Genomic DNA, 12,625 nt, shown 5'->3' on the forward strand with positions numbered 1-12,625 from the left:
CCCCTTTAGGGGCTGACTGAAAAGGTTATGCGGTTGGTAGACTTTTTCAGAGAGTCTTGAGACTCAGCTAGTGTCATGCCCTTATAGGGCGTAATCAAGCCACCCGTTTTACGGGTGGGTACTGACTATTATTTCTTCTTATATACATCCCATGCTTCTAAAATTTTCTTGCGAGAAAAATCTAAACGGTTAGCTATTATTTTTGCTCCGGCCTTATCATTTTCAACAGATAAATCGTAGAGGGAATTCGTGAGAGACGCAATTACCACAGTTAACAACTCTTGCAAAGCTTGTTCCGTAACTGTCTTTACCGGCTGCGGTTCTTGAGGAGCTGGAGTCAAAAGTGATTTTATTGACTCGATTGCCGCAGGTACTTTATCTTCTGGTAGATTCTTAAGTAATTCTAGAAGTTCGGCTTTATTCTTCATATTATCTCCTTAAAAAGTCGCTTATTTTAAATATAAGGTAAAAGACTGCTTAGTGCAACTATATTGAGCATTTATCAGAATTAGCATAATTATAGACAAAAATTACCGATAGCTCTAAACAGCTGCAAGTGTTAAAGTAATATTGAGGTGGGAACATGAGTCATACATATTATATTTTAGCATTGGCAGTTGTAATAGTTAAGACATCAAGTAAGTATGTTGTTTATTTTTAAACGTCCATTAGGGCGTTTTTTTTTAACTGTTTTTTTGGATACTTTCGTAAGCTAACTGTAAAAAAGCAGATATTGCTGGGGATAACCATTTATCTTTATGATAAGCAACTTGATTTAATACAGCAAAGTCTGGTCCGTTCCAATTTAGATCAGCCAAGTCTCCGCTCGTAAGTTCTTCTGTCACGGCGGTTTTTGATAGCAGCGTTATGCCGAGGCCGTTAATTGCACACTGCTTTATTGCGGCGATGCTTCCAAGTTCTAAAATATGTCCAGGTCGCACATGGGCATCTATGAGCATTTGATCTAAAATAGCCCGGTAACTGCAGCCTTGTTCAGATAAGATTAAGTATTGGTTATGCAGATCAGCCGGTTGTATTTTACCTTTACTAACCAAAGGGTGATCAGGGCTGCTAATAATAACCATAGGCTCAGTATATAGAACATTGCTAATTAATTCTGGGTAATTAAGTTTGCGATCAAGAAAAAAAGCAATATCTACTGTATTGTTGTTAAGCCAGCGGCGAAAGTCGCTGCAAGTCCCTGTCTTAAGCACGATCTCTACCTGGGGATATCGCATGCGATACTCGCGGAGCATTTTAGGTAGTCTGATGGCACAAAGTGAGTCTGGGGCACCGATTATTAACGTTCCTTTTGGTACTAATGAGTCTGAAACAGCATCCTTAGCTTCTTGAGCCAGATGAATAATTTTTTTTGCATAGGTTAAAAACTCGGCACCTTGTTTAGTTAGTATTACTCTTCGGCCAAGGCGTTCAAACAACTTAGTGCCAAGTTCTGTTTCAAGCATCTTAATTTGAGTGGTTATGCTTGATTGTGCATATCCTAGTAAGTCCGCCGCCTGCGTAAAACTCCCAGTTTTAACAATAGTACAAAAAGTTTCTAATTGCCTAAATTCCATACCTTCTCCAATTGTTCGATATTTTTGATCGTTCCAATCTAAAGATTCAATTTAAATAATTATATTTTACATGTTATTATAGTTTCTAAATATAGTCTAGGCTTTTATAGGAGGAGTATATGGAAAATGAAACTTTGAGTTTAAAAAAGGTAATTAGCTGGCAGCAGGGTGCTGCTATGACAATAGGTGCAGTTCTTGGTTCAGGCATTCTGATATTGCCGGTAGCTGCAGCGGAAATTTCTGGTCCGGCTTCTTTGATAAGTTGGGCCCTCATGGGGCTCTTGGCTATACCTTTAACGACAGTTTTGGGAATTTTAGGTTCAAGATACCCTGATGCAGGTGGGATAGCGGCATATACGAGGCGTGCATTCGGGGAAACAGTTGGAGCTGCTACTGCTACGCTCTTTTTAGGGACTGTTCCTATCGGGGGGCCAGTAGCGGCGCTAATAGGAGCAAATTATCTGGGGAGCTTATTTGCATTATCTGACCAAGCGATCTATGTTATCGCTGCTTGCATGTTAGTTTTAGCTATATTTTTTAATTATTGGGGTATACAGCTATCAGGGAAAGTTCAAGTTGGAGTTATTATTTTGATAGCGGTAATATTATTAGTCGTTGTTATTGCAGCGTTGCCGCAAGTGGAAATGACTAATTATATACCCTTTGCCCCTAATGGATGGTTGGCAGTTGGTAGTGCAATGACAATGCTCTTTTGGGCATTTGTAGGCTGGGAAATGATTGTACATTTGTCAGAGGAATTTAAGAATCCAGCTAAGGATATACCGCGTAGTTTAGCGGCTGCTCTTGGTGTTGTGAATTTATTGTATTTTGGAGTTGCCTTCGTAACAATTGGAACGGGTGCATATTTAGGAGCAAATAATGGTGCGGCATTGGCAACTATGATTGGAAATGGCTGGGGGAAGTGGGCAGGAGTTATTACCGGTATTATAGGCTTTTTAGTGTGTTATGGCACAATACATACATATGTCGCAGGTTTTTCCAGACTGATTTATTCACAAGCTAGAAGTGGTGTCTTTCCGGAATATTTTTCACACCTTAATGCAACGTATAAAACTCCAGATCGGGTACTACTTGCTCTTGGGCTGGTTTTCTTTATTGTTATTGCATTTAGTTATTCAAATAGTTATAATATCGCCTTTCTTATGCAGCTGCCAAGTTCTATATTTATTGCGCTATATATATTGGCAATGGCAGCAGCTGTAAAGCTCTTTTTTGATAATAAATTATTAAGATACTGTGCCTTAGTATCATTAATTACCTGCACTATAATTTATGCTTTTACAAGCTGGGTAGGTTTGTATCCTATTATTTTAGGCGGAGTCGGTTTGTGCTTAAAGTATTTTAAGAAGCAAACCATTAGTAAAAAATAATATTTACAAAGTAACTGAATTTTTTGTAGGGTTTTGTTATAATCTGTAGAATAACTAGGTATAAAGTCCTGCTTGGGGGGAATGAATAATGCCTAGTAGATATCATAATAAAATTAGTATATACCTATATAAATTTATGTCTCCCAAAGAATTGGTGATTTGGGCAGGAGTGATATCAGTATGCGTTTATATAAGTTCACTGAACTATTTGCTATACCACACTTTGGCGGAATTATTCACAATAATTATTAGTTGTTCAATAGCTTTAATTGTAATTAATACTAGAAAAATTTTAGATAATGGCTTTTTTCTATTCTTAGGTATATCTTTTGCTTTTTCTGGCATGTTTGATTTGTTGCATATTCTGGCTTACCAAGGGATGGGTGTTTTTCCTCAATACGGCACAAATCTTGCACCACAAATGTGGCTAATAGCCAGATTTATTGATAGTATTGCCTTAATGGCCGCTGGTTTTTTCCTTAATCGCAAATTTAAGCCGCATCCGCTTATTATTGTATATAGTCTAATATCGCTATACCTTTTATGCATGGTTTTCTATTGGCGGACTTTTCCTACATGTTTTGTTGATAATGAGGGCTTGACTGCATTCAAAATAAATAGTGAATACTTAATATCTACAATATTAGTGTTTGCCATTTTCGCCTTGGCCAAGAATAAGCACCACTTTCATGCTAAAGTATATAGGAAGCTTATCTTTGCTTATCTAACCACAATAGCAACTGAGCTTTCGTTCACAAGCTATGTCAATATGTATGGACTTTCCAACATGATTGGTCATATATTTAAACTTATATCTTATTATTTTTTATATATGGCTATAGTAGAAACAAGCTTGCGAGAGCCTTACAACCTGCTATTTTATAAATTGACAACTGCCAATAAAAATCTTCAATTGAAAACGGAAGAACTAAATTTGGCTAATAAACTTTTGCATGATGAAATAAGTGAGCGAACTGCTGTTGAACAGCGTCTGCAATATATAAGTTACCATGATGTACTTACTGGATTATATAATCGCAGCTATTTTGAAAATTACATAAATAAAAAAAGAGATATTAAGGATATTGTGAGCCTTATAGCTATTGATATTGACGGTTTAAAAAAGGTTAATGATAGTTATGGTCATCAAGCCGGTGACAAATTAATTAAAAGTGCGGCAGATTTGCTTGTACTAAGTTTTTTTAGTTCGCACGTTATTGCTCGGGTCGGCGGTGATGAATTCGTTGTAATTTTGCCGCAAGAAGATTTAAGGACTGCTAATGAACTAGTAATAAGATTAGAAAATAATATCAAAACCTTTAATAGCAAGCGGCCTGAATATCCAGTATCGTTATCAATCGGCTGTGCTTGCAGTACCGAGGGCCTAACCAATTTTGAGGAATTATATAAATTAGCCGATAACAGGATGTATCAATGTAAGAAATTAAGAAAGTTAAACTTAAAAGCATTAGGTATGACTTAAAGCATTTGATAAGTGTGGTTACGATGCTGATAAAATATAAGAAAGATAATACAATTAACACTCAAAAATGGGAATTTTAAAATTCCCATTTTTTATTTTTTCTAAAAGTATTGCACAGAATGGACAAAACAGTTAAAATAGAAAATCGTTGATAAAATATTTTTAGGGGTGGTGAAAAGTGATATGAAAAAAACTATATCTATCATAGGCGCTCCGATGTGGTTGGGACAAACGCGCTATGGCACAAATTTGGCGCCTGACGCACTTCGTACCGCGGGTCTGTTTGACCGATTGGAAGCGATAAATCAAGATGTTAATGATCTTGGAAATATTCCTATCACTACCACCGGTCACTTTAGAACCAATGAGTCTAATGTTAAAAATCTTAAAGCAATTGCTTCGGCTTGCGATAAGATTGCCCAAACTGTATCTAGCGTAATTGCTGAAGATAGCTTCCCACTCGTTATCGGCGGTGATCATAGTATCGCCATCGGTACTATTGCAGGGGTTGCCCAGCATTATAATAATCTTGGAGTTATCTGGTATGACGCTCATGCCGATATCAATACACCTGAAACTACTCCAAGCGGAAATATACATGGAATGCCATTAGCTGTCAGCATGGGAATCGGACATGAAACGCTTGTTAGTATTGGCGGAAATAATGTCAAAGTAAAGCCTGAGAATATCGTATTTATCGGGGTTCGTGATATTGATCCTGGTGAAGCAGATTTAATCGCTGACAAAAAAATTAAGGTATTTACTGCCGAGGATGTCGATCGTTTAGGTATGGCAGATGTAATCAGCCAGACGCTGAAACATTTAGAAAAGTGTGACGGCATTCATTTGAGTTTTGATATTGATGGTATTGATCCTTCGTCAATGCCGGGTGTCGGTACACCGGTAGCTGACGGTGTCAGCTACGAAGACAGCATGCTTGCAATCAAACTGCTTGAGCAAAGCGGCTGTATTACTTCTGCAGAATTTGTTGAGCTTAATCCGCTCTTGGATAAAGAGGGAAAAACTACTCAAGCGTCTGTTAATTTAATCGCAGCTTTTTTAGGCGAACATTCAAGTGTCGGACTTGGTGTGTTTGCTCGTCAGCCAGATGTTAGTATAAAAATCTAATAAACCACAAGTAATAGCGAGAACTAATGTTCTCGCTATAGTTATAATAGTCCGTATAGTAAGAACATGAGTAATAAAAAAGCTGGAAATATTATATATATAAAGGATTTAGTAGACTAATGTAAAAAATAGCCTATATAATATTAATTAAAATAGTGTAAGGGGATTTTGATGAGCAAAGAACCTGAAATTATAAATTCTGTTGATCGAGCGCTCGATATCTTGTTATTGCTGCAGCAGGAAGGCAAAGAAATGGGTGTTACTCAAATAAGCACTCATTTGGGAATGTATAAGAGTACTGTTTACAGAACAATCAATACCCTTGAGAACAAAGGTTTTATTCAGCAAAATCCGGATAATGGGAAGTACTGGCTAGGGATGAAATTATATTCTTTAGGGATGTTAATACGAGAAAAATCTCATCTTACAAGTGTTACATACCCTTTTGCTAAAGCACTATCGGAAAAATACCGAGAAGTTGTTCATATATCAGTTTTGGATAAAAGTGCAGAAGGTTACCCTAAACATATAATTATCGATAAAGTAGAAAGTCAGCAAGTGCTAAGTTTAACTCCTCCAATTGGCTCAAGCGCCCCATGTCACAGCTCGGCAGTAGGTAAATGTTTACTAGCTTTTAGTCCGGAACACTATATTGAAAAATTTTTGGGTAACGAACTGCCTGGGTATACAAATAAGACAGTAACAGACTGGGATAAATTAATAATTGAGCTGGCGGAAATCCGCAAACAGGGCTACGCTGTCGATGATGAGGAATTAGAATTAGGTCTAACCTGTATTGCTGGTCCTATATTTGGCAGAGGCAGTGATGCCATTGCGGCACTTAGTTTATCTGGACCAACTTCAAGGGTAAAGTCGGATCGTTTTCAAGAGCTGGCAGCTGAAATTATTAAAACCACTAAGCTAATATCATCAAAATTACGTTAAGATACAGGTCTAGGCGGCATACTTCCGCTTAGACTTTTTTATTTTGGTTAAAGTTATTTTGCAATAACATTAACTGTATACATGGATACCTGCGTAAGCAAAGAGGAATATATGGCTAGTTGGTGAATAGACTAAACTAGATAAATGGAACGACGTTCCGGTGAGTGGAACAAATCGAGTGAAATACGGAGGCTTATATGGCAGATAAAGAGTTTATATTAGTAATAAATCCTGGTGCAACCTCGACTAAAATTGCCTTATTCGATGGGGCACAGCTTTTTAAAGAAACAATTGAGCATTCTGTAAGTGATTTGCAGGAGTTTAATCAGATATTTGACCAGTATCAATACAGGCTTCAATTAATTCTGGCAATTCTTAATGAGAAGAAGATACAACTGAACTGCCTAAAAGCCGTTGTAGGTCGTGGTGGTCTTCTAAAACCGCTTTCTGGTGGTACTTATATAGTTAATCAGTTAATGGTAGACGATTTGGAAGCTGCTGAGCGGGGTGAACATGCTTCGAATTTGGGGGCAGTAATGGCTTTTAATATCGCCGAGCGGCTAAGTATACCTTCATATATCGTTGACCCCGTTTCAGTTGATGAAATGGATGCTGTAGCTCGAATCTCAGGACTGCCGGACTTACCGCGTATAAGCTTATCACATGCTCTTAATATGAAGGCAGTGGCCCGTAAAGCAGCCTCAGAACTAAATAAGAAATACGAAGACGCAAACTTCATTGTTGCCCATCTAGGAACAGGAGTTTCTGTTACTCCACATAAGCAAGGAAAAATGATTGACGTTAATAATGCAATGGAAGAAGGACCATTTTCCCCAGATCGCTGCGGTGGATTACCAGCAAGTCAGTTAGCAAAACTTTGTTATTCAGGTAAATATACATATCAAGAACTGAAGAAGAAACTTAATGGATCTGGCGGCATTTTTGCCTATCTCGGTACTAAAGATATTCGCGAAGTTGAAGCAATGGCCCAGCAAGGAAATGACCAGGCAGAGCTGATACTCCAAGCACTAAGCTATCAGGTAGCCAAGGAAATAGGAGCTATGGCTGCTGTTCTAGCAGGCCAAGTTGACCGGATTATAATTACAGGCGGCATTGCCTACTCTGCAAGGATTGTAGCTGATATTAGAAGGCGTGTCGAGTTTATTGCTCCAGTAGTGGTTATTCCGGGCGAAGAAGAGCTGGAAGCGTTAGCCTTAGGGGCAGTTAGAGTAATTCGAGGCGAAGAAGTGCCAAGATTATATGTGTAAATAAATGAGGTGGCTAGGTTGTTTAAAAACTATCAGCAAGTTTTAGAAAAAGCAAAAGAAATTGGACCGCTAACTATAAGTGTTGCGGCGGCCCAGGATAAAGAGGTTATTGCCGCAGTAAAGAGCGCTCAAGACGCCGGGATTGTAAAGGCAATTTTAGTTGGCGACAGTATACAGATTAAGGCATTGATGAATGAAGTGGGTTTACCACAAGATACACCAATTATCCATGAACCAGATATTGATCAGGCTGCACAAACAGCTGTTGCTATGGTAAATCGGGGCGATGCTCAAATTCTAATGAAAGGTCTTATAAATAGCAGCGGGTTTCTTAAAGCTGTACTCAACAAAGAGCAGGGATTGCGCACAGGAAGATTATTAAGTCACTTGGCATGCTTTGAACTAGGCAATAGGGAAAAATTACTATTTATAACTGATGGCGGTATGAATATATCTCCTAATCTAACAGAAAAAAAAGATATTCTAGTAAATGCAATGCTGGCACTTAATTCTATGGGCATCACGCCTAATGTGGCAATTCTAACTGCTAACGAAGAGGTGAATCCCAAAATGCCCGCTACTGTCGATGCATTACAATTGACTGAATTAAGTCTGGCTGGGCATTTACCAGAGGGTATTGTCGAAGGGCCAATTGCGCTTGACGTAGCCATAAGCCGTGAGGCGGCCGAACATAAAAATATTAAAAGTAAAGTTTCAGGTGTTGTTGATTTAATGCTTGTTCCTAGCATTGAAACAGGAAACGTTCTTGGTAAAGCTCTGATTTATTTTGGCGGCGGAAAGATGGCCGGGTTAATACTAGGAGCGACTAACCCGATAGTAATGACATCAAGAGCAGAAAATGCAGAAGGTAAGCTTAATTCTATTGCGCTGGCTTGTCTTGCATATAGCGTAAGGCAAAGCTAAAGGAGGGTATGATTATGGCAAAAGTAACAGTCTTTCACGAATACTGCAAAAGCTGTGGGTTGTGCATAGCTATTTGTCCAAATAAGGTTCTAGAAATCGGAGATAAGGCCAACCAAAAAGGCTATTACACAGTAAGGACTAATGATGAATCCAAATGTACTGGATGCTCATTGTGCGGAATTATGTGTCCTGATTTGGCCCTGGAAATATCAAAGTAGGAAAGCGGGTGGACTTAATGGATAAAGTTTTAATTAAAGGGAATGAAGCAATAGCCGAGGCGGCGATACGTTCAGGATGTAAGCTGTTTTTTGGTTATCCTATAACACCTTCGACCGAAATTATGGAATATCTGTCCAAAAATATGCCTAAAGCGGGCGGTACTATTTTGCAGGGGGAGGACGAAGTTGCCTCGATAAATATGTGCTATGGTGCTGCTGCCACAGGAGCACGAGTAATGACAGCCTCGTCAAGTCCTGGTTTTAGTCTTAAGCAGGAAGGATTGTCATATATTGCCGCAGCTGAACTGCCAGTTGTTGTTGTTAATGTTAACCGAAGTGGTCCTGGTCTAGGTGGACTAGGTCCAGCTCAGTCTGATTACTTTCAATGCACTAAGGGTGGCGGTCACGGTGATTATCGGTTAATAGTGCTAGCTCCATCCAAAGGGCAGGAAATGTACGATTTTACGATGCAAGCGTTTGATTTGGCGGATAAATATCGTAATCCTGTGCTCATTTTAGCAGATGGTTTTTTGGGACAAATGATGGAGCCTATTGAGTTAAAAGAAAGACCAGCTGTAAACTTGCCTGCGAAAGACTGGGTTACTAATGGATGCCGCGGCAGGAATAAGAGGAAAATAGCCAGCTATGCGTTAACGAACGAAATTGGTGAAGCGAACTGTATGTACTGGCAGACTAAATATAAACAAATTAAGGAAGAAGAACAGCGGTGGGAAAGTTACCAGGCAGATGATGCTGAATATTTGCTGGTAGGATACGGAACTTGTGGACGAATTGCTAAAAGCGTAGTGATAAATGCGCGAAAACATGGTATTAAGTTGGGTCTAATACGTCCAATTAGTCTGTGGCCATTTCCTGAAAATGCATTTAAACGCCATATTAGCACAGTAAAAGGCATTGTTGCTATTGAGCTGAACGCCGGTCAAATGGTTGAAGACATTAGACTTGCTGTTAACTGCAAGATACCAGTAGAGTTGTATAACAGGCAAGGTGGAATGCTGCCTACGGAAACTGAAATATTCCAATATGTCAGCCAAGTCTTTAATCTAAAACTTCCAGAGGAGGGCTAATAATGCAGAAAGTATTTACAAGACCCAAAGGCCTTACCGAACTGCCTTTTCACTATTGCCCGGGCTGTACACATGGGATTATTCATCGGCTAATTGGTGAGGTACTTGACGAATTAAATATTATCGAGGATACAATCGGTGTTGCCCCGGTAGGCTGTGCTGGGTTTTCCTTGGATTTTTTCAGCTGTGATTTTGTTGGGGCGGCGCATGGCAGAGCACAGGCCGTAGCTACAGGTATTAAACGGGCATTACCTGATAAATTAGTTTTTACGTATCAAGGTGATGGTGATATAAGTGCGATAGGTACATCCCACGCTATCCATGTTGCGGCCAGATCCGAGAAGATTACTTCAATTATGGTTAATAATGCCGTTTTTGGAATGACTGGCGGGCAAATGGCACCGACAACTTTGAGTGGCCAAGTGACGACAACAAGTCCATATGGCCGTGACTCAGCAGCCTTTGGAAATCCAATTGATCTACCTAAAATAATCGCAACGATGGATGGGGCGGCTTACGTTGCAGCAGTTTCTGCAGATTCACCAAAGAATATTATTGCTGCCAAGAAAGCGATTAAAAAAGCATTTCAGGTTCAGCAATTAGGCTTAGGTTTTGCTTTTGTCAGTGTATTATCTACGTGTCCGACGAACTGGGGATTATCGCCTGTAGAAAGTATCAAATGGCTGCAGCAAAATATGCTGCCAATTTATCAAATGGGTGAACTTAAAGTAAACAAGGAGGTAGAAGCTATATGATAGACAAGATTCTGCTTGCCGGATTTGGCGGACAGGGTGTTATGTTTATTGGCAAGGTAATGGCTTATGCGGGAATGCTAAGTGACAGCCAAGTATGCTGGATACCATCCTATGGCCCGGAAATGAGAGGCGGAACAGCAAACTGTTCGGTAATAATATCCGACGAAGAAATAAACTCACCTGTCATTGATACAGCGGATGTCGGAATCGTGCTTAATCAGCCGTCCTATGAAAAGTTTATTACCCTTATTAAGCCTGGCGGGGTACTTGTTGTAAATAGTTCGATTGTCGAGGCAGCTGCTTCTCGAACTGATATTACTATAATTAGAGTTCCGGCGAGTGAAATTGCAAATGATTTAGGTAAAGCAAACTTGGCAAATATGGTATGTTTGGGAGCTTTACTATCGAGTTTAAACTTAATTAATAACATTAGTATAAAGAAAGCTGTGGAGACCATTGTAGGAAGTAAAAAACCTGAACTTTGTCAGTTAAATCTAGCTGCCGTTAATAAAGGAATTGAATATAGTGTCTGTTAAAAATAAGTATGACCTAGTCTTTTAGTAAGAGACTAGGTCATACTTATTTTTAAGTTAAGCATTATCATTTCTTTGTATTTAAAATAGAATCAGGGTAAATGGGCAGAACTTGACTGATATAAACATTAGGCGTACTATAGGAGGTATTCTATAGTACAGGTGAAAATATGAGAAATATTTTTGAGACTTTTTTGATTGCTGTATCGGGAGCTTTAATTTTTAATTACTTACATATACCATTGCCATGGATGTTAGGCTCGCTTACAGCCGTTGGAGCTTATAAAATTGTTATGGCTAAATCATTAAAATGTCCAAGGAAACTGAGGAATACATCACTAGTAATATTAGGATATGCTATTGGCAGACCTTTTTCCCAAGATGCAGGTTTAAAGATTATAGAGCAGCTTCCATTAATGGTTCTAGTTACAACAATAACTATAGCCGCTAGTCTGTTCATTGGTTATATTATGCACAAAAAAACTGGTATTAGCTTGGCAAGTGGATTATTGGGCAGTGTGCCGGGAGGACTTTCCCAAATGGTCGTTTTAGCTGAAGAAATTGCCGGTTCAAGTGTTACAATTGTAACCTTCATACAAACTGTACGTCTGCTGACAGTAATCTTTACAGTGCCTTTTCTAGCAACTCATGGTCTTGCAGGCACGGAGAACCTACATAATCAAATTGTTCAGCCGCAGCTATCGGGAGAATCTACCGAAGTTGTGAGCGCTCTGATGTTTTTCTTGATAGTAGTAGTCAGTGCACTTGGAGCAAAATACGCTAAATTACCTACACCATATTTATTGGGGCCTATTCTTGCAACAGGATTTACAATTATAATTACCGGCATTGAAGCACCTGCACTGCCTTCAGCAGTAATTATTGCAGCCCAAATAGTTTTCGGAGTTTACTTAGGCACTTCAATTAACATAAGCAGTATTAGTAATTATCCTCTGCTTTTGCCATATGCAGTGTGTGGCTCGTTGGCAATTGTGTCAACTGCCTTGGCAGCAGGATATTTGTTAAACTTTTTAGGAAGGATGCCGCTTATAACTGGTTTTTTGAGTACGGCTCCGGGAGGAATGGCTGAGATGGGGCTTACAGCAATGCAGCTCCACGCTGATATTTCAATAATTGTTGCATATCAGCTATTTCGGCTATTAGTAATATTAATAATAGTACCTTTATTACTTAAAAAATTTCTTAAGAATGTTTCGTTATGACCGTATCTCCGTAGAGTTACGGTCTTTTTTATTTGATGACTTGCATATGTTTAAAACAGTATAAGGATTATAGTATTTCTTTATTTCCAGGC

Annotated in this window: 13 protein-coding genes; 11 read left to right on the forward strand and 2 right to left on the reverse strand. The window is 38.9% G+C overall.

Features of this window, described 5'->3' with window-relative positions:
• Window positions 1–128 precede the first annotated feature (128 nt).
• The gene (locus tag V6C17_RS00625; protein WP_333520624.1) at window positions 129–428 is read right to left on the reverse strand and encodes a hypothetical protein; all 300 of its coding nucleotides are present in this window, start codon (window positions 426–428) and stop codon (window positions 129–131) included.
• 255 nt (window positions 429–683) lie between these two features.
• On the reverse strand, window positions 684–1,577 hold the full coding sequence (locus tag V6C17_RS00630) for a LysR family transcriptional regulator (protein ID WP_333520625.1): 894 nt from the start codon (window positions 1,575–1,577) through the stop codon (window positions 684–686).
• Window positions 1,578–1,696: 119 nt separating this feature from the next.
• Here V6C17_RS00630 and V6C17_RS00635 point away from each other — a divergent pair, with 119 nt between their 5' ends.
• The 11 genes from V6C17_RS00635 (at window position 1,697) to V6C17_RS00685 (ending at window position 12,533) form a co-directional block, all read left to right on the forward strand.
• Entirely contained in the window at window positions 1,697–2,968 is a 1,272-nt protein-coding gene (locus V6C17_RS00635; protein WP_333520626.1) for an amino acid permease, read from the forward strand.
• Window positions 2,969–3,056: 88 nt separating this feature from the next.
• Window positions 3,057–4,451: a sensor domain-containing diguanylate cyclase gene (locus V6C17_RS00640; protein ID WP_333520627.1), complete on the forward strand. Its 1,395-nt coding sequence runs from the start codon at window positions 3,057–3,059 to the stop codon at window positions 4,449–4,451.
• Window positions 4,452–4,634: 183 nt separating this feature from the next.
• Window positions 4,635–5,579, forward strand: a complete 945-nt coding sequence (gene rocF, locus V6C17_RS00645) for an arginase (RefSeq protein ID WP_333520628.1) — start codon at window positions 4,635–4,637, stop codon at window positions 5,577–5,579.
• Between the two features lie 171 nt (window positions 5,580–5,750).
• Entirely contained in the window at window positions 5,751–6,524 is a 774-nt protein-coding gene (locus V6C17_RS00650) for an IclR family transcriptional regulator (RefSeq protein WP_333520629.1), read from the forward strand.
• Window positions 6,525–6,721: 197 nt separating this feature from the next.
• Window positions 6,722–7,792: a butyrate kinase gene (gene buk / locus V6C17_RS00655; protein ID WP_333520630.1), complete on the forward strand. Its 1,071-nt coding sequence runs from the start codon at window positions 6,722–6,724 to the stop codon at window positions 7,790–7,792.
• 18 nt (window positions 7,793–7,810) lie between these two features.
• Window positions 7,811–8,716 carry a phosphate acyltransferase gene (locus V6C17_RS00660; protein ID WP_333520631.1) on the forward strand — a complete coding sequence of 302 codons (906 nt, stop codon included), beginning with the start codon at window positions 7,811–7,813 and terminating at the stop codon, window positions 8,714–8,716.
• 14 nt (window positions 8,717–8,730) lie between these two features.
• Window positions 8,731–8,934 carry a 4Fe-4S binding protein gene (locus tag V6C17_RS00665; protein ID WP_333520632.1) on the forward strand — a complete coding sequence of 68 codons (204 nt, stop codon included), beginning with the start codon at window positions 8,731–8,733 and terminating at the stop codon, window positions 8,932–8,934.
• A 17-nt stretch (window positions 8,935–8,951) separates the two neighbouring features.
• Complete coding sequence (vorB, locus tag V6C17_RS00670) at window positions 8,952–10,022, forward strand: 3-methyl-2-oxobutanoate dehydrogenase subunit VorB (RefSeq protein ID WP_333520633.1); 1,071 nt, start codon at window positions 8,952–8,954, stop codon at window positions 10,020–10,022.
• 2 nt (window positions 10,023–10,024) lie between these two features.
• The gene (locus tag V6C17_RS00675; RefSeq protein ID WP_333520634.1) at window positions 10,025–10,777 is read left to right on the forward strand and encodes a thiamine pyrophosphate-dependent enzyme; all 753 of its coding nucleotides are present in this window, start codon (window positions 10,025–10,027) and stop codon (window positions 10,775–10,777) included.
• Complete coding sequence (locus tag V6C17_RS00680) at window positions 10,774–11,313, forward strand: 2-oxoacid:acceptor oxidoreductase family protein (protein WP_333520635.1); 540 nt, start codon at window positions 10,774–10,776, stop codon at window positions 11,311–11,313. Before V6C17_RS00675 ends, V6C17_RS00680 begins: the two co-directional genes overlap by 4 nt.
• Window positions 11,314–11,480: 167 nt before the next feature.
• Window positions 11,481–12,533, forward strand: a complete 1,053-nt coding sequence (locus V6C17_RS00685) for an AbrB family transcriptional regulator (protein ID WP_333520636.1) — start codon at window positions 11,481–11,483, stop codon at window positions 12,531–12,533.
• Window positions 12,534–12,625: the final 92 nt, after the last annotated feature.

Origin of the sequence: Dendrosporobacter sp. 1207_IL3150 (assembly GCF_036763085.1) — a bacterium.
Taxonomy (GTDB): domain Bacteria; phylum Bacillota; class Negativicutes; order DSM-1736; family Dendrosporobacteraceae; genus JBAIYU01.

Coding starts and splice junctions, on each gene's coding strand:
- V6C17_RS00625 (WP_333520624.1), bottom strand. CDS start 428: ATGAAGAATAAAGCCGAACTTCTAGAATTACTTAAGAATCTACCAGAA.
- V6C17_RS00630 (WP_333520625.1), bottom strand. CDS start 1,577: ATGGAATTTAGGCAATTAGAAACTTTTTGTACTATTGTTAAAACTGGG.
- V6C17_RS00635 (WP_333520626.1), top strand. CDS start 1,697: ATGGAAAATGAAACTTTGAGTTTAAAAAAGGTAATTAGCTGGCAGCAG.
- V6C17_RS00640 (WP_333520627.1), top strand. CDS start 3,057: ATGCCTAGTAGATATCATAATAAAATTAGTATATACCTATATAAATTT.
- rocF (WP_333520628.1), top strand. CDS start 4,635: ATGAAAAAAACTATATCTATCATAGGCGCTCCGATGTGGTTGGGACAA.
- V6C17_RS00650 (WP_333520629.1), top strand. CDS start 5,751: ATGAGCAAAGAACCTGAAATTATAAATTCTGTTGATCGAGCGCTCGAT.
- buk (WP_333520630.1), top strand. CDS start 6,722: ATGGCAGATAAAGAGTTTATATTAGTAATAAATCCTGGTGCAACCTCG.
- V6C17_RS00665 (WP_333520632.1), top strand. CDS start 8,731: ATGGCAAAAGTAACAGTCTTTCACGAATACTGCAAAAGCTGTGGGTTG.
- vorB (WP_333520633.1), top strand. CDS start 8,952: ATGGATAAAGTTTTAATTAAAGGGAATGAAGCAATAGCCGAGGCGGCG.
- V6C17_RS00675 (WP_333520634.1), top strand. CDS start 10,025: ATGCAGAAAGTATTTACAAGACCCAAAGGCCTTACCGAACTGCCTTTT.
- V6C17_RS00680 (WP_333520635.1), top strand. CDS start 10,774: ATGATAGACAAGATTCTGCTTGCCGGATTTGGCGGACAGGGTGTTATG.
- V6C17_RS00685 (WP_333520636.1), top strand. CDS start 11,481: ATGAGAAATATTTTTGAGACTTTTTTGATTGCTGTATCGGGAGCTTTA.